At 64.8% G+C, this 24,422-nt stretch carries 18 protein-coding genes; 7 read left to right on the top strand and 11 right to left on the bottom strand.

The features are described from left to right. Positions 1-61 precede the first annotated feature (61 nt). The 3 genes from AC1D13_RS16225 to nirK all read left to right on the top strand — a co-directional run bounded on the left by AC1D13_RS16225 (position 62) and on the right by nirK (position 2,833). Positions 62-313, top strand: coding sequence for a hypothetical protein (locus AC1D13_RS16225; protein ID WP_477669987.1), 252 nt, complete (start codon positions 62-64; stop codon positions 311-313). Between the two features lie 16 nt (positions 314-329). Beyond that, positions 330-1,145, top strand: a complete 816-nt coding sequence (locus AC1D13_RS16220; RefSeq protein WP_477689910.1) for a sugar phosphate isomerase/epimerase family protein — start codon at positions 330-332, stop codon at positions 1,143-1,145. Positions 1,146-1,360: 215 nt separating this feature from the next. After that, positions 1,361-2,833, top strand: coding sequence for a copper-containing nitrite reductase (nirK, locus tag AC1D13_RS16215; RefSeq protein ID WP_477689909.1), 1,473 nt, complete (start codon positions 1,361-1,363; stop codon positions 2,831-2,833). Positions 2,834-2,884: 51 nt separating this feature from the next. On the opposite strand, the gene AC1D13_RS16210 is transcribed toward nirK, so the two are convergent. Both AC1D13_RS16210 and AC1D13_RS16205 read right to left on the bottom strand, forming a co-directional pair. Then, complete coding sequence (locus AC1D13_RS16210; RefSeq protein ID WP_477667401.1) at positions 2,885-3,925, bottom strand: NADP-dependent oxidoreductase; 1,041 nt, start codon at positions 3,923-3,925, stop codon at positions 2,885-2,887. Continuing rightward, positions 3,922-5,169 (bottom strand): MFS transporter, encoded by a 1,248-nt coding sequence (locus AC1D13_RS16205; RefSeq protein ID WP_477689908.1) that lies wholly within the window; start codon positions 5,167-5,169, stop codon positions 3,922-3,924. Before AC1D13_RS16205 ends, AC1D13_RS16210 begins: the two co-directional genes overlap by 4 nt. A 78-nt stretch (positions 5,170-5,247) precedes the next feature. Between AC1D13_RS16205 and AC1D13_RS16200 the strand changes: the two genes are divergently transcribed. Next, positions 5,248-6,249: an AraC family transcriptional regulator gene (locus AC1D13_RS16200; RefSeq protein ID WP_477667403.1), complete on the top strand. Its 1,002-nt coding sequence runs from the start codon at positions 5,248-5,250 to the stop codon at positions 6,247-6,249. Between the two features lie 138 nt (positions 6,250-6,387). On the opposite strand, the gene AC1D13_RS16195 is transcribed toward AC1D13_RS16200, so the two are convergent. Both AC1D13_RS16195 and AC1D13_RS16190 read right to left on the bottom strand, forming a co-directional pair. Continuing rightward, positions 6,388-6,807 (bottom strand): cupin domain-containing protein, encoded by a 420-nt coding sequence (locus AC1D13_RS16195; RefSeq protein WP_477689945.1) that lies wholly within the window; start codon positions 6,805-6,807, stop codon positions 6,388-6,390. 44 nt (positions 6,808-6,851) lie between these two features. Then, positions 6,852-7,250, bottom strand: coding sequence for a tautomerase family protein (locus tag AC1D13_RS16190; RefSeq protein WP_477667405.1), 399 nt, complete (start codon positions 7,248-7,250; stop codon positions 6,852-6,854). Positions 7,251-7,357: 107 nt separating this feature from the next. Between AC1D13_RS16190 and AC1D13_RS16185 the strand changes: the two genes are divergently transcribed. Beyond that, the gene (locus AC1D13_RS16185; RefSeq protein ID WP_477689907.1) at positions 7,358-8,278 is read left to right on the top strand and encodes a LysR family transcriptional regulator; all 921 of its coding nucleotides are present in this window, start codon (positions 7,358-7,360) and stop codon (positions 8,276-8,278) included. Positions 8,279-8,494: 216 nt separating this feature from the next. Here AC1D13_RS16185 and AC1D13_RS16180 read toward each other — a convergent pair whose 3' ends face one another. Together AC1D13_RS16180 and AC1D13_RS16175 are read right to left on the bottom strand one after the other, a co-directional pair. Further along, positions 8,495-14,539, bottom strand: a complete 6,045-nt coding sequence (locus AC1D13_RS16180) for a YDG domain-containing protein (protein ID WP_477689906.1) — start codon at positions 14,537-14,539, stop codon at positions 8,495-8,497. Between the two features lie 105 nt (positions 14,540-14,644). Next, the gene (locus AC1D13_RS16175) at positions 14,645-16,390 is read right to left on the bottom strand and encodes a ShlB/FhaC/HecB family hemolysin secretion/activation protein (RefSeq protein WP_477689905.1); all 1,746 of its coding nucleotides are present in this window, start codon (positions 16,388-16,390) and stop codon (positions 14,645-14,647) included. Between the two features lie 145 nt (positions 16,391-16,535). On the opposite strand from AC1D13_RS16175, the gene AC1D13_RS16170 reads away from it, so the two are divergent. Beyond that, positions 16,536-17,180: a response regulator gene (locus AC1D13_RS16170; protein ID WP_477669996.1), complete on the top strand. Its 645-nt coding sequence runs from the start codon at positions 16,536-16,538 to the stop codon at positions 17,178-17,180. After that, positions 17,181-19,046: a sensor histidine kinase gene (locus AC1D13_RS16165; protein ID WP_477689904.1), complete on the top strand. Its 1,866-nt coding sequence runs from the start codon at positions 17,181-17,183 to the stop codon at positions 19,044-19,046. Positions 19,047-19,105: 59 nt separating this feature from the next. On the opposite strand, the gene AC1D13_RS16160 is transcribed toward AC1D13_RS16165, so the two are convergent. The 5 genes from AC1D13_RS16160 to AC1D13_RS16140 are packed head-to-tail and all read right to left on the bottom strand — an operon-like array spanning position 19,106 to position 24,416. After that, the gene (locus AC1D13_RS16160; RefSeq protein WP_477689903.1) at positions 19,106-20,482 is read right to left on the bottom strand and encodes a class-II fumarase/aspartase family protein; all 1,377 of its coding nucleotides are present in this window, start codon (positions 20,480-20,482) and stop codon (positions 19,106-19,108) included. Between the two features lie 34 nt (positions 20,483-20,516). Beyond that, entirely contained in the window at positions 20,517-21,350 is an 834-nt protein-coding gene (locus AC1D13_RS16155) for an HpcH/HpaI aldolase/citrate lyase family protein (protein ID WP_457282518.1), read from the bottom strand. After that, positions 21,347-22,528, bottom strand: coding sequence for a CaiB/BaiF CoA transferase family protein (locus AC1D13_RS16150; protein WP_477689902.1), 1,182 nt, complete (start codon positions 22,526-22,528; stop codon positions 21,347-21,349). Before AC1D13_RS16150 ends, AC1D13_RS16155 begins: the two co-directional genes overlap by 4 nt. Before the next feature lie 9 nt (positions 22,529-22,537). Then, complete coding sequence (locus AC1D13_RS16145; RefSeq protein WP_457282516.1) at positions 22,538-23,386, bottom strand: HTD2 family dehydratase; 849 nt, start codon at positions 23,384-23,386, stop codon at positions 22,538-22,540. Between the two features lie 34 nt (positions 23,387-23,420). Next, the gene (locus tag AC1D13_RS16140) at positions 23,421-24,416 is read right to left on the bottom strand and encodes a Bug family tripartite tricarboxylate transporter substrate binding protein (protein WP_457282515.1); all 996 of its coding nucleotides are present in this window, start codon (positions 24,414-24,416) and stop codon (positions 23,421-23,423) included. Positions 24,417-24,422 lie beyond the last annotated feature (6 nt).

Here is a 24,422-nt window from a genome sequence, read left to right as displayed (position 1 = left end):
GTGCCTGGAACGCGCACGCTTAATGACACGCAGCGGCATCCCCACAAAACAAGCTTGCTTGATGAACAAACAACTGGTCGATTTCGCCGTCCTCTGTATTCGCAGAAAGCTCGAGAGTGCCCCGCACTCAGTCGATACGGCCAGGGGAATTCACTCTTTCTGGATCGAATGGGAAGAGCCCGTCCCTCCGGAAGCTACAACACTGGAGGCGCTGGAAAGACTCGAGAGCGACGGAGTGGTAGAACGTGTCGCGCTGGACACTCAGGAACTCTGGATGATGAAGAAGGAGTCTCAGTTGCCCTCATCGACGTGAGCCCGGAGCCAGGAATATGACCCGACCCATTTCACTCGCCGCCCTGACCGTGCTGGAATTGACGCCTCCTGAAATGGTGACGTGTGCCTTTGACGCCGGCTTCAGCCATGTAGGCATCCGCTTGCTGCCGGCAACGCCGACCGAGCCGCAGTACGACATTGTGGGAGACACGCAGATGCTGCGCGAAGTCGAGCATCGCCTGGCGGACACCGGCATCAAGGTGCTTGATGTCGAAATCTTTCGCATCAAGCCCGATACCCTGGTCAGCGACTACGAAGCCGCGATTGCCACCGCCGCCCGGCTCGGTGCGAGCGAGTTGCTTGTGGCCGGAAACGATCCAGACGAGGCCCGGCTCACCGATACCTTCGCCGCATTCTGCGACCTCGCCGACAGCTACGGACTGGCGGCCGCCCTGGAATTCATGCCCTGGACCGACGCGAAGGATTTGACCCAGGCTGCACGCATCGTTGAGCGCACCGGCTGCAGCAACGCCGGTGTGCTGATCGACCCCTTTCATCTGAGCCGCTCTCGCAGCTGCATTAAGGACATTGCCGAGATCCCGCCATCGCGCTTTCGTTTCATGCAGTTTTGTGACGTGCCCGCAGCCATTCCACCGACGATGGACGCGATCCTCGCCGAGGCCCGCTCCGAGCGCCTGTTTCCTGGCGATGGCGAAGTGGACCTCCTCGGTCTTCTGCGCGCCGCGCCGCGCAACATCCCCCTCAGCCTCGAAGTGCCAACGCGTACCCTGGCACTCAGCGTCGGCGCCACCGATCGCGCACGCCGGGCCCTTGCCGCCACACGGCGCGTGCTGGCGCAACTCGACACATGAGCGAACTCTGTCAACTGGGCTCTTGCCAGGAAGGAAAAGAAACAGGCTGAAGGCAGGCGTTACCCGACACGGCAACCCGAACGTTCTGAACCATTTTTATTCAGGTCGAACAAACCATCTATCTGGCAAGGTATTGATCTAAAGCAAGCTTCTCGTGGCGCACCGCTCGCATAGTCAGAACTGCCGAATCGGCACAAAGACCAAGGAAACGCCACATGAAACGGACCCTCTCCCTCGGCGCCATCGCCGCCGCCATCGGCATCCTCACCACGGCTTTGTCCGTGCAGGCGCAGCCCGCCGCGCACCCGGCGCATACCACGGCCGCGTCCGGCAGCATTTCAACCGCAGCGGCGCCCGCCGGGATCAGGCGCTACGCACTGCACACCAACATCGTCGACGGGAAAATGGTGTTCGTCGACGACAAAGGACAGGTGAACCCGACCCTTGCGGCCAACGCAGACGACACGATCGAGATCGTGCTGGAAAGCGGCGAAGGCGCGGAGCACGACCTGGTGATCCCCGAACTCAACGTCGCATCGTCCAAGTTCAGCCCCGGCACTGGCAAGACCACTCTGCGGTTCAAGGTTCCGCGCTCTGGTACGTTTACCTACTACTGCTCAATCCCCGGCCACCGGCAGATCGGCATGGAAGGCCGGCTGCAAGTCACCGGCCCCGCCGCGGCCCAAGCGACTGCGCCCGCTGGCAGCGACTCCAGCCAGGCCGCACTTGCACTCTACACCCCAGCTCCCGTGCCACAGCGCGCGGCCGACCCGTCCGCAGTCAGCGTGGCTGCCAACCCGGCCACGGTGCCGGCTGCCGTAGGGGGCCGGGCTCCCAAGACCCTGAAGTACCGCATGGAGACGGTCGAGTTGCCCGGAAAGCTCGACGACGGCACGAGCTTTACCTACTGGACTTTCAACCGCCAGGTGCCCGGTCCGATGCTTCGCGCCCGCGTAGGCGACACCATTGAGCTGACGCTGGCCAATGCCCGTGACAGCAAGATGATCCATTCGATCGACCTGCATGCGGTGACAGGCGGCCATGGCGGCGGCGAACACACGCAGGTTGCTCCGGGCCAGGAAAAGACCATCACCTTCAAGACGCTCAACCCGGGCCTGTATGTGTACCACTGTGCCACGCCCTTGGTGCCGCAGCACATCGCGGCCGGTATGTACGGAATGATCCTGGTCGAGTCCGCAGGCGGTTTGCCTAAGGTGGACCGCGAGTACTACGTGATGCAGGGAGAGATGTACACCGGCCGTCCACACGGCGCCAAGGGACACCAGGAGGCCGACCTCGAGAAGATGGCCAATGAACTGCCCGACTACTACGTCTTCAACGGCGAAGTCGGTGCACTGAGCAAGACCCATAAACTTCAGGCCAAGGTAGGCGAAACCGTGCGCATCTACTTCGGCGTCGGTGGCCCCAACAAAATCTCGTCTTTCCACGTTATCGGTGAGATCTTCGATACCGTGTACAGCGAAGGCTCCTTCACGGGTCTCAAGCACGACGTACAGACAACGCTGGTGGCACCCGGCGGCGCGACCATCGTCGAAATCAAGGTCCAACACCCCGGAAGGTATTTACTGGTGGACCACGCCTTGTCACGCGCAGGCAAGGGCGCGGTCGGCGTGCTCGAAGTCACCGGCGAACCGGTACCCGGCGTCTACAAGGCCGGTGTGTTGTAACCCTGGACAGGGCCGCGCCACGCGAGGCAGCGTAAATCTGCCCCTCTGCAGCTATGCCTCCAGGCGTACGACGACTTTGCCGGAGTGCCGGCCCTGCAGCAGGTCTGACAGGGCGGCGGGTGCTTGCAGAAGACCATCCACAACGTGCTCCAACGCCTTGACCTGTCCACTGTTGATCCATTCTTCCATGTCACTGCGGAACACGTCAAAGCGCGCGCCATAGTGGTCAAGAATGATGAACCCCTGCACCCGCACCCTCTTTTGCAAAATGGCGGCCAGGAACTGCGGCAGCTGACTGATGCCGGGAAAACCTGCCGAGTCGTTGTAATGTGCGACAAAGCCGCACACAGGCATACGGGCGCCAAGATTGAGGAGCGGAAGGACTGCCGCCAATACGTCGCCTCCGACGTTTTCAAAGTACACGTCAATGCCCGCCGGGCATGCGGCAGCAAGCTGTTCCCTGAACAATGGCCCGTGCCTGTCGACGCAGGCATCAAAGCCCAGATCGTCGACCGCCTGCCGGCATTTGTCGGTACCGCCGGCGACGCCTACCACGCGGGCGCCCTTGAGTTTCGCGATCTGGCCGACCATGGCGCCCACCGCACCGGTCGCCGCTGCAACCACAACAGTTTCACCAACTTTTGGCTGGCTGATGTCCAGCAATCCGACGTGAGCTGTGAAGCCCGGCATTCCGAGCGCACCAAGCGCCAGAGACGGACGGACCATGTCACCAATGACCTGCAGGTCGTTCCCATCGCTCAGAGCGTAGTCCTGCCAGCCAGCGTTGGCTAGCACGAGATCACCAACGCGATATTTGGGATGCCTGGAGTCGACGATGCTGCTGACTGTGCCGCCCGGCATGGTGCCGCCCAATGGAACGGGTGGTGCGTATCCAGGCCCGATTTCGTCCATCAGGTTGCGCATGTACGGGTCCAGCGAAAGAAAATGCGTTCGCAGGAGTACCTGGCCTTCGCCTGGGCGCGGCACGGGCTCGGTCACGAGCTTGAAGTCAGACGCAACAGGCAGGCCGCGCGGATGCGCCGCCAAGGTGATGCGCCGATTGATGCTAGGGTCTGGTTTTGACTTTGTCATGACTGCCTCCGTGCTTCAGCTACGGCGGGCGCCGGGCCACGCCGCCATGCCAGCAGGCCGCCCAGCGCCACAGCCACCATGGCAAATGCAGGGGCACCGAGCGCTCCAGTCCAGTCAACGATGAGGCCGCCTGCGATGGCGCCCGTGGCGATGGCGATCTGGAACGCTGCCACCAGCAGGCCGCCCGCGGCCTCTGCCTGGTCGGGCGCGGCGCGCACGATCCAGGTCTGGAAGCCGACCGGAAATGCGCCGAATGCGAACCCCCATAGCGTCACCGCCACAGCGGTGACCACGGTGGAGCTGCCGCCAATGAGCAGCGCAGCCGCAAGCAAGGCGATCATTGCGCTGCCTGCGACGATCGCGTATCGCTCACTGCGCCCCTCCAGCCAGCCCCCTGCAAAGTTCCCGAAGAAGCCGCCGATGCCGTAGCCCAGCAGCACAGCGGAAATCGCCGCCACTGGCAGCTTCGTCACGTCTTCAAGCACGGGCCGGATGTAGGTGAAGCCCGCAAAATGGCCGGATATCACGAGCAGCACTGCCAGCAGAGCGATGCGTACCGGCCCCCGCGTAAGCAGATCGCGCAGGCCCTTCAGACTGGCCTGGTCGCGTGGCGGCAGGGGCGGCAACGCGACCAGCTGCACAACGAAAGCCAGCAGGCCGACGACACCTGCCGCGACAAAAGCACTGCGCCATCCCCAAAGACTACCCATCCACGCGCCGACGGGCGCCGCGCAGACGGTGGCAATGGACACGCCCGTCAACACGAGCGACATTGCGCGCGGGAAAAGCCGTTCCGGCACCAGGCGCATGGCCAGTGCCGCCGCCATCGACCAAAACCCTCCCAGCGCGATGCCGAGCACCACGCGCGCGACCAGCAGCACCGAGAGCGAGGCGGCTGTCGCCGCCAACAGGTTGGATACGAACAAAAGGGCTGTGAGCGTCAGCAGCACCCGCTTGCGGTCAAAGCGTGCCGTCAGCAAGGGGATGGTCGGCGCGGCCACCGCGCCGACAAGCGCGGTGGCCGTGACGGCCTGGCCCGCAGCGCCTGCCGTGACGTGCAGGTCAGCCGCCATGGCGGTCAGCAGGCTGGCCGGCAGGAATTCCGCCGTGACCAGGCCGAACACGCCCAGGGACAGTGAGGCGACCGCCGCCCAGAGCGCGGCGGCCTCACCGGGCGGATCATTGACAGGAGTTACACCGGCGGCCAGCGGATCGAGACAGGCAGAACAGGAAGTTGATGACATGAAATATGAAGCCTTGTTGAGGACAGGGTTGCCAGCTTAGGCCTAGCATCGACACCTTTCCATGGCGAAAGAGCCGAAATGCTTGACGATTCCTCCAGAACTTTCACGCCCGTCGTTCAGCCTCCTCAAGAAGACGGGGGCCTGCCTGCCGCAGGGCCCGATTCCCTCACCAAAGTCCTGCTGGGCCTGCGCCTGGAAGGCGTTGAGTACGGCCGCTGCCTCATGCATGCGCCGTGGGCGATTTCCTTTGCCGCGCAACCGGCCGCACGTTTTCACTTCGTCGCCAGCGGAGACGCCTGGATGCACACGCCGCAGTCCGGGTGGATGGAACTGAAGGCCGGTGACGCGGTGCTGCTGCCGCGCGGCACGGCCCACACCTTGGCCAGTTCGCCCGAAGTGCCGCCGGTAGACCTCGCGACCTTTGATCGCGAGCGGGTCGCGGACGACATCTACCTGCTGCGGGACGGAGCTTCTGTGGCGCAAGTACCCTCCCACGTCATGTTCTGCGGCAGCATGACCTTCAACCTCGACCCGCTGCACCCCTTGCTGGCCATGATGCCGGAGGTGATCCGCGCCGGCGACCTGGCCCAACGCGATCCGGGCGTGCCCATGCTGCTTGACGCGATGGAACGTGAAGCCTCGCTCAACCGCATCGGCGCCTGCGGCATCCTGGCCCGCATGGCCGACGTGCTCGCCGCGAGCATCATCCGCGCCTGGGTGGAATGCGCTTGCAGCAACTCGACAGGCTGGATCGCAGCGCTGCGCTCGCCCGGTGTGGGCAAGGTGCTTGCAGCCATTCACGCGACGCCGGAGCAGGACTGGAGCGTGCCGGAGATGGCGAACATCATGGGCGCATCGCGATCACGTTTTGCCCAGGCCTTCAAGGAATCGGTGGGCGAAAGCCCGGCCAGGTACGTGGCCCGCATTCGCATGTTCCAGGCCCGCAACTGGATCGCGCAGGACGGCATGCGTGTCACAGTGGCCGCTGACCGGCTGGGTTACGACTCGGAGGCCTCGTTCAGCCGGGCGTTCAAGCGTGTTATCGGCCACCCGCCCAGCAAGGCCCGCAGTTCCATGTGACCAAGGCGTGCTGTGGCGCTGGACTGCTCAGTTGGGCTTTGGTGCGCATTTGCAATACGCCCGGCGCACAGAGCAATGAGCGCCGGCAAGGCCCGGGTGAAGCAGGACATGGCTATCGGCAATTCGTGAATCGCCCAGCTAGTCCAGCACGCGAGGCTGCACGCCGACTACTGCGCAATGCCGGTGGTAGTCCGAGATCCGGTCGGCGGCAGTTATCCGCTGCAGTACGCTGTGGTGCGCTCCGAGGTATTCGACACTGCCCTTGACGACGACGTGCACCAGGAGTTCCTCGTCCCCTACAGCTTCCCACCAGTCCACATTGCCGGCAGGCTCATGAATGTAGTCCCCGACGCCCACCATGCGACCGTCGTTCAAGCGACGCTCGCCAACCAAGGTCAGGGCGTGAACCTCGCCAGTGTGTCGGTGTAAACCCAGCCGTGTGCCCGGCTTGAGCCGCATCAATTCGACCCAGCCTGAACCATCTGGCAGGAACTGGATCGGAAGTGACCATTTCCCTTCCCCTTCCGGGATCCAGGTGCTGAGTCCGGCCCGGCGCATAGCCGCGGCGACGATAGTGTTTGCTAGTTCCATGGCTCTGCCTCTTACTGGTCTGGATGTTGATGGCGGTATTCCTGGGTGCGCCCGCCATAGCCGTACGCGCTGCCGCGCACGTCTTGCACGTACACATAGCTTTCTGGGTGCAGGTCTCCTAGGATGCGCCCGAACGCTTCAAATGATTCGGCGACAAACCGGGCCTTTTCGGCCTTGGTGTTGGTTTCGTCCACCACCTTGATGTCGAAGTAGAAGCTGGTCATCTTCAGTTCGGCCAGCGATTTTCCGGCGACAAACCAGTCGCGCGGATCGACATAGTCGATCACCACTGCGGTGAGGTCACGTCGCTTTCCGAGCAAGCGGCTGGAAAGGTCCAGCAGCGTGTCGGTGACGAGTTGCGAGAGTTCTGGCGTACGGTTCGCCGAGATCTTGACATTGAGGATAGGCATGGTTGTTTCCTTTTTTGGGTTGGTGTCGCCACTTTAGGGCGAGCCACTACAGCCGGAAACCACCATCCCGCATAATCGGTTTTGCTCGAAACGCAAAGGCAACCCCGATGAAACACTTCCTGCCGGACCCTGCGGACTTGCGGTGGCTGGTTCGCTCACTCGACCTCAATTCGTTCTCTGCGGCCGCCCGAGAGCTGGACGTGGCAGTCTCTGTCGTTACCCGGGGAGTCAACCGGCTCGAAACGGGGTATGGGGTCACTTTGTTGCGCCGGTCCACACATGGGCTGTCGGCAACCGCCGAAGGCTTTGAGCTGGCGCAGGAAGCGCGTGAACTGCTGGCGCGGATGGAGGACATCTCTGCCGCGGTGTCGAAACAGCGAAATCGCGTGGCCGGTGCGCTGCGGCTGGCATCAAGCCAGGAGATTTGCGAGGAACTGGTTGTGCCGCAGCTGGGCGCGCTGCGCGCGCGATACCCGGAGTTGCGCATCGAGGTGGTGGCCGATGACCGGGTTGCCGATCTCGTGACGGACGGGATCGATGTGGCCCTGCGCACCACAGTAGGCAATAGCGAGGCTGTGGTCGCCCGTACCCTTGGCTCCTTTGAACGCCGCCTGTACGCCTCGCCTGAATATTTGCGCCAACATGGAGAACCTGCCAGCCCGGAGGAGCTGGGCAGGCATCAGACGGTAACCCATACCGCGCAGGGGCCCGTTGTGACATGGGCGTTCCGCAAGGCCGGACGGAAGGTCGAAGCCACTGTCAGGTCACAGCTCGCCATGAATACCACGGCCCTGGTGCATCACGCCCTGGTGGCCGGGGCGGGCATCGGCATGCTGTCGGTTCCATTGGCGGCGGGGGACGTGGCCAAGGGCCTTTTGAAGGAGGTCTTGTCGCCTTACGCTTCCGGTGTTACCCACACGATGTTCGCAGTGTCCCTGCCCAACCTGCGCAACGCGGCGCGCGTACGGGCTGTGATCGACTTCCTTCAGGCGGCCGCCCGCAGGCAGTGGACCATGACTTGCACCTAGCGGGGGCCGGCCTTGAATTCCAGCACCAGGAATGCTGCGCTTAAGGTTTGTTTTGATTCCCCATAACCTGCCCAAGAAGGGATGCAGACAAATGGACTATCAGGAGGTAGTTCACGTATTCGTGCCAAGACAGGATTCGAGCGGTCGAGCTCTACACCAAGTCCGGAAAACCCGTGAGCCAATCATCCGTCAGCTGGGTTGCATGAATAAAGTCCTTCAGTTGGTGCTTTGAGCAAGCGCCGGCATGCGCATGCCCTCATCCACAATCGTTAGCGGCAGTTCACCGGCACAGTTGCCACGACCCGCCAGCGGGATACACGCAGAAAGCGGCCTGAACTCGGGCGCTGGCAGCGGCGTTTGCGCTTTTGCCTGCTGGTAGGGGGTGCTGCCGGTCGACCCTGCAGCCTGACCAGGCAGCAGTCCGGCCGTGATCAACAAGCTGCCGGGCGTGTAGTTGATCGTGTAGTTGCCATTGGCTGCCAGCAAACCCTGGTTGATCGCGTAATTGCCGGGCTGCTCGCCCGCCACGCGCTGCAACACACCGCTCAGTACAGAGGCCGCGCTGTCGCCGGTGGCAAACGGTCCGGTGCTGTATGTCAGCAAAGGGTCGGGTGTATAGACCTGTTTGGCCTGGTTATCGGCAATCACCGACAGTGACGCTGGCGTAATGACGCCGCTGTTGTTGCCGACATAGCTGACGCTGTAGTTGTTGCCGCCATTGCCGTCGTTCATTACCAGTCCGGCGGCAGTCAGTGTTTTTCCGCTTCCGGCATTTTTATTATCGAAAGTTTGCGTGGCGGCGCTGGCGACTGTGTCGTATAGCGCGCCGGTGATCACGGACGCCGCCGCCGACGCAGTTGTGCCGTCGTAGACGCGGCTGTCGGCCTGCGCAGTCACGTTCAGCGCAGCCGGGGTGATGCTGGCTGTGGCCGCTGCTTGACTGGTGATGGTGTAGTTGCCCACATCGGCGCCTGTGTAGCTGCTGCTGAGGGCGACGGATTTCCCGCTGCCCACATGTTTGTCTGCGAAAGCGCCTGTGGCGGTTACCGCGAGATCGTCGTTGGTGATCAGGCCGGCGTAGCTTGCGCTGCTGATGTTGACGGTAGCGGTGTTGTTGCCGTCATAGACTTTGTCGCTGGCCGTGATGCCGCTGACCGTCAATGCTTTCGGTGTAATGTTCGCCGTCGTCGTAGCCTGGCCGGTGATGGTGTAGTTGCCGACGTCGGCGCCCGTGTAGCTGCTGGCGAGCGTGACGGTCTTGCCGTTGGCCACGTTTTTGCCGCCGAAGCTGCCAGTGGCAGTGACCGCGAGATCGTCGTTGGTGATCAAGCCGGCATAGCTTGCGCCAGCCACGTTGACGGTGGCGGTGTTGTTGCCGTCATAGACCTTGTCGCTGGCCGTGATGCCGCTGACCGTCAAGGCCTTGGGTGTGATGTTGGCGGTGGTGGTGGCCTGATCCGTGATGGTGTAGTTACTGACGTCGGCACCGGTGTAGCTGCTGGCCAGCGTCACCGTTTTGCCGTTGCCTACGTTTTTATTGCCGAAGGTGCCAGTGGCGTTGACTTCGAGTACATCGCCGCTCACCAATCCCGCGTAGCTTGCGCTGCTGATGTTGACGGTAGCGGTGTTGTTGCCGTCGTAGACCTTGTCGCTGGCCGTGATGCCGCTGACCGTCAGTGCCTTGGGTGTGATGTCGGCCACCAGCCCAGCCGGATTGCTGACGCTGTAGTTTCCGGCATCGGCGCCCCCCAGCAGGCCGGTACCGTTCAAGGTCACCGCCTTCGCATTGCCCACCATCTTGTCGACGAAACTGCCGGTGACGCCATTCAGGTTCACCGTCACAGACTCAAGGCCGATCACCCCTGACAACGCCGCCGCACCGGTGTTCAGTGTGGCGATGTTGTTGCCGTCGTACACCTTGTTGTCTGCAGTAAGGCCACTGACCGTCAAGGCTTTAGGCGTAATGCTGGCGATTACTGCAGTCGGGCTGCTCACGCTGTAGTTGCCCGCATCAGTGCCAGACAACAAGCCCACCCCGCTTACTGTTACTGCTTTGGCATTGCCTACATTTTTATCGGCAAAGTTGCCGGTAGCGCTGCTCAAATTGACGGCAACGTTATCGCTGCCCAGCACGCCAGACAGCGTAGCCGCGCCGGTATTCAACGCGGCGATAGTGTTGCCGTCGTAGACCTTGTCGCTGGCCGTCACGCCGCTCACGGTGAGCGCGGCCGGCGTAATAGTCAGCAGGCCGCCCACGATGTCCAGCCCCTGCTGATCGGAAAACGCGGTGTAGGTGCCGACGTTGCGGCCACTGGCGGCAGTGCCGGTGCGCGTGCCCGAGGGCGCCGCCACGCTGCCGGCCTGCGTCGCCGCGTTGTAAACCGTGTTCACATTGGCCACGTTTTGCGCCACCAAAAAGTTGCGCAGCAGCGGGCTGGTCATGCCTTCGTAGATGCGCCAAACGGTGGACGTGCCGCCTGTGGCACCCACGTCCCATCCGGCAAAGGTGGCCTGCTGGCGCATCTGCGCGGTCGTGCGGCCGGTGCCGGCAGCGCTGGCGGCCTGCCCGCTCGTGGCGGTGTCCCAGTAGCTGTTGATGACCGTGCCGGAGGCCGAGCCGGCCAGCCCGCCCAGGGCGCTGGTGCCGCTGACGGCGCCGGTGGCGTAGGTCTTGTCCACCGTGCCGGCCACCACATCGCCGATCAAGCCGCCGACCTGGCTGCCACCGCTCACGCTGCCGCTCGCATAGGCGTCGCTGAGCGCGCCGCTGTTGCTGCCGATCAGGCCGCCCACCGCGGTGCCGGTGCCGGTGACGGCCCCCGACGCGTAGGCGCCGCGAATCACGCTGGCAGCGTCGGTGACCCCGACCAGGCCGCCCACGCCGCCGGCACCGACCACCTCTCCCGTGGCATAGACGTTCGAGGTGGGAACACCCCCGGTGTTGACGCTATGCCCTATCAGGCCGCCCACCCGGCTGCCGGCACCCTCCACCCGGCCGGTGGCGTAGGCATTGCTGAGCGTCGCCTCAGCCGATCCGATCAGGCCGCCGACATCGCTGTTGCCCGTGTCGGTCGCCCGCACGGAGCCTTCGGCGTGCACGTTGCTGATGACGCCCATGGTTTGCCCGAGCAGTCCGCCGACGTTCGTGAGGCCTTGCACGTTGCCGGTCGCCACCGCGTTGGAAAGCTGTGCGTCGGCGTTGCCGATCAGGCCCCCGACCGACCTGCGGCCCGTGACGTTGCCGGTGGCCCGGACGTCGGAGACCGTGCCGCCGGCGTACCCCGCCAGGCCGCCGACGTTCGCGCCGGAGACGAGGCTGTCGCCCGCGACCGCGCCGGTCGACCTCGACCGCGTCAGCGAGGTCCCCTCGAAGTTGCCGACCAGGCCGCCAACAAATGAATAGCCGCTCACGTCACCCGTCGCTTCCCCCTGGTCGATCGTCCCGCCGGCGACCCGCCCCACCAGGCCGCCGACGTTCGCGCCGGCATTGCCCACGGCGTTGCCTGTGTTGGTGACGGAGCCGGTGGCTGTGACGTTGCTGAGGTCGGCTCCCGTCGATCTGCCGATCAGCCCGCCGCTGTACTGCCGCTGGCTGGTGACGTTCGCGGTGGCGCGGGCGTTCTGGATGGCGCCGCCGCTGTGGTCGCCGATCAGTCCGCCGGTGTAATTGCCGGGTCCCTGCACGGTCACGGCGTCGGAGCGCGCGTCCGTCACCGCACCGGTGTTGCGTCCCACCAGGCCGCCCGTGTAGTCGCCGGTGGCGCTCACGTTGCCGGTCGCATAGACGTCAGCCAGCGCGCCAGTACTGTGCCCGACCAGCCCGCCGACGTACTGCGTGACGCCGGTGAGTCCCGTGGCCGTGACGGAGCCGGTGGCATACGAATTGGTGATGTCCCCCGAGTAGTTCTGGCCGACGAGGCCGCCAACCCCGGTATAGGTGGTGGTCGCGCCGCCGTCGGCCACCACCGCTCCGGTCGCGCTCGCCTGGGAGATGTTGCCGAAATTCCAGCCCACGAGGCCACCCACGTTGCGGGCCGCTCCGTTCACGCCCTGGCCGCCGAGCCTGCCGATGCCGTTGACGGTGCCGCTGGCGCTGACGTTGGTCAGGGTGGTGCCCGCGGTGAGCGCGTCGGCGTTGCCGTTCGCGCCCAGCAGCCCGCCCACGTGGGCGCGGCCCGTGACCGCGCCCGAAGCCCGCGCATTCTGCACGGTGGCGCCGCCGCTGAGGCGGCCCACCAGCCCGCCCACATAGTCGTAGTTGTTGCCCCCGTTGACCGCGCCGGAGGCCGACACGTCACGCAGCGTGGCCCCGTTGATGGCCTCGCCCACCAGGCCGCCAATCACCATGTCACCGCTGCTGGTCATGTTGATGGCCACCTGGGCGTGCGCATCCTGCAAGGTTCCGCCACTCATGAAGCCCACCAGTCCACCGACGCTGGAGCCAGGACCTGCCAGCGTGCCCGATGCACGCAGGTTGTGCAGCGTGGCATTGTTGGCGTCGCTGGCCAGTGCGCCTGCACCCGTAAAAGCATTGCCCGTCACGTTGACGAGGTCCAGGTTCCTGACCGTTCCGCCGATCACCGAGAACAAGCCCGTCATGCTCGTCGGCACCCAGAGCTTCAGGTTGCTGATGGCGTGGCCCAGGCCGTCCATCACGCCGCCCAGCCCCGTCAGCGGCGAGGCACCCTTGTTGCCGTTCCAGCCCGCGGTCGCGCTGGCGTCGATGTCTGCGCCCAGCGCGTAGCGCAGGCCGCCGTCGAGGTTGATGGACTGCAGGCCCGTGGTGGAGCCTTCGGTGCCAAGGGTGTTGATGACGATGTAGCCCTCGCCGTTGATGGTGAGAAAACCCGTGCCCGCCCGGTCGAAGTTCACGCGGCCGGCGAATCCTGTGAGCGGGTCCACCGGCACCTTGACCTTGCCTCCGGCCACACCTGCATCGGCGCCGTTGGCCGTGCCGGTGTTCATCGCCAGGGCCGACGTGCCGGTGGCGTTCATCACCGCCCGGATGTTGATGTCGCGCGCAGCGGTCAGCGTCAGCGTGTTGGCGCTCCAGTTCACGTTGTCATTGACGTTGATGTCGCCATTACCCGCCGCGTTGCTGCCGCTGCTGGACAGGATGGTGACGTCACTGCTTGCAAGATTGGCAGACAGCGTGGCGCCGCTGATGTCGCCGCCGCTGGCGGCGATGGTGAAGTCGGCCGGGTCTATCAACCAGGTGCCAGTTTTTCCTTGCGGTGCGTGCGTGCTGACGCGAGTGCCTTCGGTCACCTTGACATGCGCGCCCGAGGTGTCGATAAAGCCGCCGTTGCCGCCGCTGGGTGCAGACGCATCGAGCGTGCCGCCCACCTGCACCGTGCCACCGTCAAAGCCGCCCAGCAGTTTGATGACGCCACCGCGGTTTTCGAGTGTGCGCGCCTGAATGACGCCGGTGTTATTGACCACGGTGCCGGCCAGCGCGTCGGCCGCTTTCGCGGTGAGCAAGGCCGTGCCGCCGTCTGCCTGTATCAGACCGCCGTTGTGCGCCAGCGCATTGACCGCGCCTTCGTCCACCGCGAGTTTAAGCAGGCCGTCACCTGCGAAGTCGAGCGTGACTTGCTTGCCGGCAGCCAGCGCCACCGTGCCGAGGTTGGCCACCAGCGTGCCGGTGTTGCTGACCTGGCCGCCAATCAGCGCGATGCTGCCGCCGTCGGCCGCGCGTATCGTGCCCTCGTTGCGCACGCTGCCGCCGCCACTGCCGTTGGCACGCAGCACATACCGCCCAGCCATGAAGTCGGTATCGCTCATGCCCAGGGTCGAGGCCACCAACCCACCGACGCTGACCTGCGCGCTTTGGCCAAACAACACGCCGTTCGGGTTGAGCAAAAACACCTGGCCATTCGCATTGAGCCGGCCCAGGATCTGGCTGGCCTCGGTGCCCAGCACCCGGTTCAGCGCGATGGCGCTGGCGCCGGGCTGCAAGAAGTTGACGGTTTCGTTGCCGGCGATGCCGAAGCTCTGCCAGTTGATGGCGAGTTTGGGTGTGGTCTGGGTAATGGTGGTGGTGGTGCCACTTTGCGTAATGCCACCCTGACCCGCGCTGACCTGGCCACCCGTGGGAGCGGCCAGTGCCTGCGCCGCTGCCAGGCCGGCGGCAAGGGCCAACGCGCGGAGCTTGCGTTCACGCTTGCCCAGGCTGCGTTTGCCCTTGCCGCTGGCCGTTTCGGCCACGGCTTCAAAGCAGGCGCCGGCTTCGTTCCAGATGACGCGGTAGGTGTGGTTCATGGCGGTTTTTCCTTCGGTTGTGAATAAAATCGGGCTGCAGCCCTTTCAGAACGTGCGCAAGCAGCTATCAAATATGTAGCGTGAAACAGGCGGTGCGTTGGCCACTCAAAAACTCCTGGACACCTGCAGCCACAGCCGGCTGCTGCGATCCGGCTCGGCGGTGGCCGGGCCGCCGTGCAGCTTGCGTGCGTAAAAGAAGCGTGCGCTCCAGCCGTCGGCATGCGCCCAGTTCAGGCCCAGACCGGCACCCGACAGGCTTCGCCGGTTTGACGCGCCAACGCCGGGCAACGGCTGCTCATTGCCGTAGCCAACGGCCGCGTCGTAAAAGCCGACCAGCTGCCAGCCGGCGCCCAGCGGGTATTGCAGTTCCAGCGTCAGCAGGCTGGCGCGGTCTGACGGCGCTTCGCCCTGCGGGTAGGCGCGCACGGCGCCAGCGCCGCCAAGCGGCAGCTTTTCGGACGAGTCCAGGTTCTTGCTGGGCCACTGGCCGGTATAGGAGACCAGCAAGTTGGCCTTGCCGACGCTTTGCTGGCGCATGGCCAGCAGGCCCAGCTTGCCGAAGCTGCCGGCGCTGCGCACGGTAGCCTCGTCGATGGCCAATGCGTCGGCACTGTTAATGGCCAGCTGGCCGCGCGTATAAGTGGCCGAAAACCCCCAGACGCCACCGCCACCCCAGCCGTCGCGTGCGTCACCGGAAAGGCCAAGATTGAGCAGGTTCAGATGCTTGTCATCGGCCGAGCCGACGAGGTCGATGCGGTCACGCAGGCGCTTGTGCTCGGCACTGACTTGCGCGTTCAGGTTGTGCAGGCGTGAGCGCAGCACCGGGTGCGCGGCGAACAGGGTGACTATGGAGGCGTCGCCGTGTGCGTCCAGGTTTGCAAACTCCCCGCCTAGGCGGTACCTCATCACCGAGACGGCAGCGCCCGCGCGCGTGCCGTTGCCGCCCACCGGTAACTGCCACCCCAGGCGCGCGTAGTTCATATCGCTCCCGGCGGTCAATGCGCGCAGGGACACCAGGTCGCCCAGGCCGGCCGGGTTGTTGAAGTACAGGCTGGCGCCTGCCCGTTCGCGGCCGGTGGCGCGGCTGCCGAAATTGTCGGCCTCCAGCAAGCCAGTGACAGCCGGCCCCCGCTCAACGTCCACCACCAGTTCGCTGGTGCCCACCGACGCGCCGGGCTGCAGGGTCGAGCGCACCGCGATGCCGGGCACGTCGGCTGCCAGCAGCAGCGAACGCTCCAGCGCTGCGTCGCTTACCAGCTCACCCGGCACCAGTGCGGCCAGCGGCAGCGGCGCGGGCAATTCGCCCTGCGGCTTCACGGTGATGGCGCTGTAACGGCCCTCCACAATGGCGATTTTCACCACACCATCCTGGATGTCCTGCTGGGGCAGGTAGGCGCGCGCCACCGTATAGCCGTGCTGGCGATAAAAGCGGCTCAGGCGCACCGCCAGTTCCTCGAGCCCGGCGAAGTCAAGCTCACGGCCGATGGCGTCCTGCACCACCGTGAGCAGGTCTGCTTCAGAAAAAGCGGTGGCACCCGAAATTTTTATCTGCGCCACCCGCACCTGGAGTGCAGCATCCCCCGGTGATGCCTGTGGCATCGGGGATGCCACGGCCGGTGCTGCAGGCAGAGCAGCCGGTGCATCTTCGCGAGGCACGGGAGCCGCAGGCCTGAGTTGCTGCAACACATTGCCGGCATCGGGAGGGCTGGCCGCCGCTGCCGGCTCCAGCCCGGTCAGGCACACGGCTCCGCACAACAGCGCCGCGGCGCGGCGCACGGGCCATGAAGAGGCGTAAAAGCCCTGACGCAGCGGCAGCGAAGCGCCTGTCGTGGATCGGGTAGTGGTTTGCATGCCGCGTATGGTGTCGGGCCGGGAAGGCAATCGCCTCCCCTGATTCGGGGAGACGGACCGAATTTTTTTGCGGTCAAATAGGCACACCCACTAAGATTCACGGCGGGCTCCGCCGACCCAACAACCGAAGGAATCAAGCGCATCCATGTCCATCCTGACCGTGACCCTGGTGGAAGACGACACACCAATTCGTGAGGAATTCGCGCGCATGGTGCGTGAAGATGTTGGCCTCAGGCTGCTGGAGGCGGTGGGTTCCTGCGCTGAGGCACGGCGCAGCTTTTCATTTGCGCAGCCAGACGTTGCGCTGATTGACCTGGGCCTGCCAGACGGCGACGGCACAGAACTCATCGCCGACCTGGCCCGCCGCTCGCGCCACACCAGCATCCTGGTGGTGACCATCTTCGGTGACGAGGCCCATGTGGTGCGCGCCCTGCAGGCGGGCGCCCACGGCTACCTGCTCAAAGACACGCCGACCGCGGAATTCGGCCGTGCGATCCGCGCCGTGAGCGAAGGCGCTGCCCCGCTTTCGCCGCAGGTGGCGCGCTATCTCCTGCGCAGCTTCGCCGCGCCGCGGACAGAGGCACAGCGCTGGCTGATGGAGCCGCTGACGCCTCGCGAAAAAGACGTGCTGACGGCCGTCTCGCAAGGCCTTTCGGTTCCCGAAACAGCGCGGCACCTCGACGTCGCGCCGTCTACCGTGGCCGCCCATATCAAGAGCATTTACGGCAAGCTGGCCGTGCACTCACGCGTCGAAGCCGTGAACCAGGCGCGCGCCCGGGGACTCATCTGAATGCGATTGCAGGGCATATGGGCCGCGCTATGCGCCTGCACCACGCTGATGCTGGCGGCGCCGTCCTGGAGCGCCGCGGCGGCCACCCTGGAACAGGCGGTGGTCGCCACTAAAGACGCAGGGCGCCCCGCCGAAGTCGATTTCAGCAAGGCTTCGCCCGTCACGCTGCCCGACAACTGGCGCCGCAGCCGCCCTGGTTTTGACGGCGTCGCCTGGTATTCGATCGCGCTCGACGCCCCTCTGAAGGCCACCGGCGCTACCGGCCCGGAGCATGAACTTGTGCTCGTCGTGCCGCGGGTGGCTGACCTGGGCGAGTTCTGGCTCAACGGCGAACGGCTGGACCTTGGCACGGGCAACGGATTTACCCGCAACCGCGCGCTGTGGGTGCCCCTCGGAGGCCACGTACTCAAGCCCTCGGGCAACCTGCTGCAGGTGCGCGTCAGCGGCAGCGCCGACACCCGCGGCGGACTTTCGCGCATGAGCCTGGGAACCACTGCGGCCGTGGGGCCGGCCTTCCAGGTGCGGCGTTTCCTGCAAAGCATTGCCCCCACAATGCTGATGTTCGCGGTGCCGATCTGCCTGTTCGGCGCCATCCCGCTGTGGTTCAAGACGCGCCGCTACATCCACCTGCTGTTCGTGCTGCTGTGCGTGAGCTGGATGCCGCGGGCACTGGTGATGCTCGCGCCTGAAGCCGGGCCGCCCGGCCCCGAATCCCTGCTGTTCGCGCTGGCCAGCACCCTGGTGTCCAACACACTCATGATCATGCTGCTGCTGGAATACAGCCACTGGACCAGCCCGCCCTGGAAGCGCTACCTCAAAGTGCTCTACGGCGTCATCGCGGTGTCTTTTGCGGCCGGCGTCGTGGCCTATCTGCAGGGGAACATGCGGCCCAATGTCGTGGCTGTGCTGCACTGCCCGTATTTCGCCCTGACCATCGCCGTGGTGCTGGCCCAGGTTCACAGGGCCTGGCGCACACGGCGGCGCAACGAAGTGTTTCTGGCCGTGACACTGGTCCTCTGGTGGGCCGCAGTGCTGCAGGACCTGGCCATTCCCGCCGACCTGAACGCCTTCGACAGCTTCTTCATGGCCCCGGTAGCCGCACTGCTGGTGCTGGCCACCTTGGTCGCGCGCACGCTCGAGGGCCTGGCGCTGCACAGGGCCAGCGCCGAAGAAGAGATCAACCTTGCGGTCGCCGGCGTCAGCACAGCGCACGGGCAGGCCCTGGAAGAAATGCGCGCAGAATTCGACCGCAGCAAGGCCGAGGAGCGCCAGGCCGTGATCGCCGCCGAGCGTACCCGGCTGCTGCACGACCTGCACGACGGCATGGGCAGCCAGCTGATCACCGCGCTGCGGATGACCCGCCGCGACGAAGTGCCGCGAGAGGAAGTCGCGCGCGTGATCGAAGACTCTCTGGAAGACATGCGGCTCATCATCGATTCGCTGGACCTTGAGGAAAGCGACCTGCTGCCCCTGCTGGCCAACTTGCGTTATCGGTTGGAGCCGCGGCTCAACGCCATCGGGGTTGGTTTGCAGTGGCAAGTGGGGCCGTTGCCGGAGATGGACTACCTGACACCCGAGACAGGTCTTTCCATCCTGCGCACGCTCCAGGAGGCCATCAACAATGCAGTGCGCCATGGCGCGGCCAGGACCATCACAGTTCGCGCGCGTGATACCGCCAGCACACTGGAACTGTCCGTCACAGATGACGGCTGCGGCTTCGACACGCACGCCGTTCCCGCCCCCGGCAAGACCCAACGCGGCCTGGCCGCGATGCGAATGCGCGCACAAAAATTGGGGGGCCAGGTCCGCATTTCCAGTGGCACACATGGAACCTGCGTGACGCTGGAGCTTCCGTTAAGACGTTGAGACGGTACCCTTCAACCGCATACACAAAACTTTGGTCCGAAGCTTGAGCCGCCCTCTTCTTATGACACTCTTGTGGGCTGCGAGTCCGGCGCCTTGACCGACGCGAGCACGCGGTCGACCATCACGCCTGCCTGGCCCAGGTTATTCATCGGATCGCAGAACGAGGCCAGCTGCTCCCGTGTCACGTGCTTCTTGATTTCGGGATGCTCCGCCAGCAAATCGATCAGCGGCCGCTTTTGCTGGAGCGCGTCGCGGCAGATGTCGTAGACAAGGTCATGAGCGTATTCACGCCCGATGTAGGGGCCCAGGCCCATCATCACGGCCTCCGACATCACGAGGCCGTGGGTCATGTCGATGTTGCGGCGCATCTGCGCGGCATCGACTTCCAGACCCGCGAGGATGAACTTCGTCTGCTTGAGCGCGCCCGAGATCAGGCAGAAAATCTCGGGCATCGCCACCCATTCGATTTCCCACGGGCCGGTGGAGCGTTCATGGTCGGCGACCATCGCGTCCATCAGCGACGCGGCCAGCTGGCGTACCACGGAGATGTTGGCATGGATGTAGAGGCAGGAGATCGGGTTGCGCTTTTGCGGCATGGTTGACGAGGAGCCGCGCCCGGGCGCGAAAGGCTCGAACACTTCCGCGACTTCGGTCTGCATCAACAGCTTCACATCCATCGCGATCTTTCCGAGAGATCCACCGACGATGCCGAGGAAGGCGCCAACTTCGGCGAAGTTGTCGCGCACGGTGTGCCACGAAATCAGGGGCTGCCAGAGGCCGAGTTCCTTCATGAGGCCAGCCTGGGTTTCCATCGCACCTTTTTCAAGCGAGGACAGGGTGCCCGACGCGCCGCCGAACTCGCCAACCAGCACCCGCGGCTTGAGCTGCGTGAGGCGCTCGCGGTGGCGCTCGATGCCCGCGAGGATACTGGCCATCTTGTAGCCGAAGGTGATGGGCGTCGCCTGCTGCAGGTTGCTGCGGCCGATGATCGGCGTATCGCGGTGGTCGCGCGCGAGCTTGGCGAGCGAGGCCGAGATGTCCGCGAGGTCAGCCTCGACCAGCGCGAGGCCCTCGCGTATCTGCAGCACGGCGGCCGTGTCGGTGATGTCCTGCGTGGTGGCGCCCCAGTGGCAGTATTCGCCCAGGCCATCCTTGCAATGCGCGTTGATCTGGTTGACCACGGCGATGATCGGGTAGCCGATCTGCTCGGTCTTGGCCTTGAGCTTGACCCAGTCGATCTGGCTGGGCTCGCAGTTCTTCACGATCTCTTTAGCCGCCTCTTTGGGAATGATGCCGAGGGCGCCCTGAACCTTGGCGAGCGCACGCTCGATGTCCAGGTATTTGGCGGTGCGATTCTCGTCCGACCAGACATGCCGCATGGCGGCATCGCTGAACATGTCGCCGAAAATTTTTGAGTCGATGATGGTTGCGGACATAGGTTCTCCGTTGGGTTATGTATCTTGTGAAAAATCAGGGAGTGCGTGCAGCCAGGGCCACGATGCGCTCGGCTTTGAGGACAACCGGGCGATCGACCATCTTCCCGTCGAGCTGGATGGCGCCGCCGCCGGCTGCGCGCGAGGCGCTCAGGATGCGTTGCGCCCAAGCCAGCTCTTCGGCGTCAGGCCGCAGCGCACGATGCACCGCGGCGACCTGCACGGGATGAATGCACATCTTGGCGCCAAAGCCAAGGCAGCGTGCCTGCGCCATGTCGGCGGCAACCCGGTCCGCATCGACGTCGGGCGTGACGCCAGCCACGGGCGAGGGCAAACCCGCGGCGCGTGAGGCAATGGCAAGCTGGATCGCGGCGTGCTGCAACGACGGGCTGTCGGCGGGAATGTCAAGGTCGGCCATGTAGTCGAGCGAACCGAAGGCCAGGCGTGCGATGCCGGGTGCAGTGGCAAGGTCGAAGGCGGCCAGCAGGCCACGCGCTGTTTCGACCAGCGGCAACACGGTGGTACCCGCATCGAGCGAACCAAGAACGTCAGCCACCTGCCGTCTGCTTTCGCATTTCGGAAGCATGACGCAGGCTGCCCGAACCCGCCGCAGGAGCTGCAGATCGTCTGCGTACCAGTCCGTGCTCGCGTCGTTGATACGGATCAACAGCTTGCCGCGAATCTCCTCGTTGGCGGAGGGCATCCACGCCGCGATGGCTTCGCGCGCGGCAGCCTTGTCAGAGGGCGAGACCGCGTCTTCCAGGTCGATGATGACGCGGTCCGCGCCCGAGGCCAGCGCCTTCGCGAATCGCTCGGGCCGGTGGCCCGGCACGAACAGGTAGCTCAGCGGCACGGCGGGCGGCCTACTCATACCGCACCTTCCGCGCGCAACTGGGCAATCTGTTCGACGCCATAGCCAAAGTGGCTCAGGATCGCGTCGGTGTGTTGGCCCAGCGCGGGCACGGCGCCCATGCGCGGGGCGCCATGTTGCCAGGAACCGGGCGGCAGCATGGCGGGCACGGCGCCGGCCGGGGTATCGATTTCACGCCAGCGCGCGCGCGCTTCGAGTTGCGGATGTTTCCACAGCTCACTCATGGTGTTGACTTGCGCGTTAGCCACACCAGCGGTTTCCAGCCGCTCGACGACTTGGGCGGCGGTCAAGGTGCTGAAGGCTTCAACGATGATTGACCAGAGTTCGCTCCGGGCGGCGCTGCGCTGTGCGTTGCCGGCGAAACGCGGGTCGCTGGCAAGCGCGGGCTGCAGCAGCACTTTTTCGCAAAACACCTTCCACTCGCGTTCGTTCTGCAGGCCCATCATCACGGTCTTGCCGTCACCGGCCAGAAACGGGCCGTATGGATAGATGGTCGCGTGGCTGGCACCCGTGCGCTGGGGCGGCGCCGCGCCTTCGAAGGCGTAGTAGAGCGGGTAGCTCATCCACTCCGACAGCGATTCGAGCATCGAGATGTCGATGCGCTGACCCTCACCGGTCTGCCGACGGTGCATGAGCGCGCCCAGGATGTTGGTGTACGCATACATGCCGGCAGCGATGTCGGCGATGGATGGACCGGCCTTGGACGGTGTGTCGGGCGTACCGGTTACCGAGACGAAGCCAGCCTCGCTCTGGATCAGCAGGTCATAGGCTTTTTTGTCGCGGTAAGGACCGTCACCGCCGTACCCCGAGATGTCGCACACGATGATGCCGGGCTTGCGCTTGGCCAACGCTTCGTACGACAGGCCGAGCCGTGCTGCAGCGCCCGGCGCGAGGTTTTGCACCACGACGTCGGCCTCTTCAATGATCAGGCGCATGAGGATTTTCTGCGCCTCCTCGTGCTTGACGTCCAGCGTCAGGCTTTCCTTGGAGCGGTTGGTCCAGACGAAATGCGATGCAAGGCCCCGCACGCGACTGTCGTAGGCCCGTGCGAAATCGCCCACACCGGGGCGTTCAACCTTGATGACCCGCGCACCCATGTCGGCCAGCTGCCGTGTGGCGAAAGGCGCCGCGATGGCGTGTTCGAGCGTGACGACGGTGATTCCCTTGAGTGGCTGCATGGCGTCTCCTCAGCCCAGCGTGGCGATGGCGTCCATCGTGAGCCAGCCTTCATGGTCACGCCCCCACAGCCGCACGCTCTTGCCGTCGGCCGAAGGCTGCCCGTGGATCGAGAACGGGTTGACGTCGAACGTGGGCCGGACCGCCTTGAACTCAAATTTGCGCACCATGGCCTCAGGCATATGCCGACGCAACAGGTCCATGAGCAGCGTGGCGATCAAGGGGCCGTGCACGATGAGGCCGGGGTAACCCTCGACCTCCGTGACGTACTTGCGGTCGTAGTGAATGCGGTGCCCGTTGAACGTGAGGGCCGAGTAGCGGAACAGCAGCACGTCGTCGGCGACGATGCGGCGCACCCACGCGAATTCGGCGGGCGCTGCCAGCGGCGGAGGGGTCACGTCGCCGGGCGTCGGCGCCGCACGGTAGACGATGTTGTGGTGCTCGGTCAACGCCACGCCTGCAGAACCGTTGCGGCGCAGTTCATGGCGCACCTTCACGAAAACCAGGCTGCCGGTGCGGCCGCTCTTTTCCGTCACATCGACGATGGTTGAGGTGCGCGAGAGCGCGTCGCCGACACACAGCGGCTCGTGGAACTCGAAATCGCTGCCGGCCCACATGCGGCGCGGCAGGGGAACGGGCGGCAGGAAGCCGCCTCGCCGCGCATGGCCGTCCGGGCCGATCTCCGATTGCGCGTGGATCGGCAGGAAATACAGCCAGTGCCAGAGGCAGGGCAACGGCGTGCCGGGCGCGGGACGCGAGGTGTCGGCGCGGTCGAGCGTGGCCGACAACGCTGCGTACGGCGTGGCAGTGGCGGTGTCCTCCACTGTTTCGCTGCGGCCTGTCCAGTCTTGCAAGTTCATGCGCGTACCCTCCTTTCAGTGAAACTTGCGCGACTCAGTCGAGCTTGATTTTTGCGGTCGCCACAACGCCCTTCCAGCGCGTGACTTCCTTTTGCACCAGGGTTTTGAGTTGCGCAGGCGTGCTGGTTTCAACCTCGGCCCCCTGGTCTTCAATGAATTTCTGTACGGTTTTTTCGGCCAATACGCGGTTGATCTCCTGGTTCAACCGGTCAACCACCACCTTGGGGGTTTTAGCGGGGGCGAACATGGCGTACCACTGCGACATGCTGACGTTGGGAATTCCCTGCTCGGCCAGCGTCGGAACGTCCGGCAAGACGGGAGATCGCTTGTCACCGGCGATGCCGAGCGCCTTGAGCTTGCCGCCCTTGATTTGCGGGTACGCGGTAAACAAGCTGGGAAACATGTATTGCGTAATGCCGGAGATGGTGCTCATCACGGCGGGCGCTGAGCCTTTGTGGGGAATTCCAATCACGTCCACCCCCGCGGACAGCTTGAACAGCTCGCCTGCGATATGCGGTGCGGTGCCGTTCCCCGCCGTCGCGAAGCTGAAGCTGTCGGGTTTGGCCTTGATGAGCTGCACCAGTTCTTTGGCGGTCTTGGCCGGCACTTCCGGGCTGACGACCAGCACCGTCGGAGATGCCGCCACCATGCCGATGGGTTCAAAATCGGCGACCGGGTCGTAGCGCAGCTTTTGCAAGGCCGGGTTGATGCCGTGGGTAGCGATGTAGCCGAACATCAAGGTGTAGCCGTCCGGCGCGGCGCGGGCCACGAACTCACTGGCAATCGCGCCGTTCGCCCCGGCCCGGTTGTCCACGATGACCGGTTTGCCAAGCCGTGCGCTGAGTCCCTGCGCCAGGACGCGCGCCATCGCGTCATTGGCGCCGCCGGCGGAGGTCGGCACCACGATGGTGATCGCTTTTTCGGGCCAGTTCTTGGGCGTCGCCGGACTGGTCGCCGCCATGGAGAAACCAGCCGCCAGTGGCAGCAAGCTCAGCATCAGCAAAGTCCGGACGTGGTGTTTCGGCAGCATGGTTTG

The sequence above is a fragment of the Polaromonas sp. P1_E12 genome (assembly GCF_056405975.1).
Note: the sequence above shows the minus strand (reverse complement) of the source record. Positions and strands in the feature narration are given on the sequence as shown.

Excerpts from the sequence above, each read along its gene's own strand:
- AC1D13_RS16225 (WP_477669987.1), top strand. The coding sequence starts at position 62 with ATGAACAAACAACTGGTCGATTTCGCCGTCCTCTGTATTCGCAGAAAG.
- AC1D13_RS16220 (WP_477689910.1), top strand. The coding sequence starts at position 330 with ATGACCCGACCCATTTCACTCGCCGCCCTGACCGTGCTGGAATTGACG.
- nirK (WP_477689909.1), top strand. The coding sequence starts at position 1,361 with ATGAAACGGACCCTCTCCCTCGGCGCCATCGCCGCCGCCATCGGCATC.
- AC1D13_RS16210 (WP_477667401.1), bottom strand. The coding sequence starts at position 3,925 with ATGACAAAGTCAAAACCAGACCCTAGCATCAATCGGCGCATCACCTTG.
- AC1D13_RS16205 (WP_477689908.1), bottom strand. The coding sequence starts at position 5,169 with ATGTCATCAACTTCCTGTTCTGCCTGTCTCGATCCGCTGGCCGCCGGT.
- AC1D13_RS16200 (WP_477667403.1), top strand. The coding sequence starts at position 5,248 with ATGCTTGACGATTCCTCCAGAACTTTCACGCCCGTCGTTCAGCCTCCT.
- AC1D13_RS16195 (WP_477689945.1), bottom strand. The coding sequence starts at position 6,807 with ATGCGCCGGGCCGGACTCAGCACCTGGATCCCGGAAGGGGAAGGGAAA.
- AC1D13_RS16190 (WP_477667405.1), bottom strand. The coding sequence starts at position 7,250 with ATGCCTATCCTCAATGTCAAGATCTCGGCGAACCGTACGCCAGAACTC.
- AC1D13_RS16185 (WP_477689907.1), top strand. The coding sequence starts at position 7,358 with ATGAAACACTTCCTGCCGGACCCTGCGGACTTGCGGTGGCTGGTTCGC.
- AC1D13_RS16180 (WP_477689906.1), bottom strand. The coding sequence starts at position 14,539 with ATGAACCACACCTACCGCGTCATCTGGAACGAAGCCGGCGCCTGCTTT.
- AC1D13_RS16175 (WP_477689905.1), bottom strand. The coding sequence starts at position 16,390 with ATGCAAACCACTACCCGATCCACGACAGGCGCTTCGCTGCCGCTGCGT.
- AC1D13_RS16170 (WP_477669996.1), top strand. The coding sequence starts at position 16,536 with ATGTCCATCCTGACCGTGACCCTGGTGGAAGACGACACACCAATTCGT.
- AC1D13_RS16165 (WP_477689904.1), top strand. The coding sequence starts at position 17,181 with ATGCGATTGCAGGGCATATGGGCCGCGCTATGCGCCTGCACCACGCTG.
- AC1D13_RS16160 (WP_477689903.1), bottom strand. The coding sequence starts at position 20,482 with ATGTCCGCAACCATCATCGACTCAAAAATTTTCGGCGACATGTTCAGC.
- AC1D13_RS16155 (WP_457282518.1), bottom strand. The coding sequence starts at position 21,350 with ATGAGTAGGCCGCCCGCCGTGCCGCTGAGCTACCTGTTCGTGCCGGGC.
- AC1D13_RS16150 (WP_477689902.1), bottom strand. The coding sequence starts at position 22,528 with ATGCAGCCACTCAAGGGAATCACCGTCGTCACGCTCGAACACGCCATC.
- AC1D13_RS16145 (WP_457282516.1), bottom strand. The coding sequence starts at position 23,386 with ATGAACTTGCAAGACTGGACAGGCCGCAGCGAAACAGTGGAGGACACC.
- AC1D13_RS16140 (WP_457282515.1), bottom strand. The coding sequence starts at position 24,416 with ATGCTGCCGAAACACCACGTCCGGACTTTGCTGATGCTGAGCTTGCTG.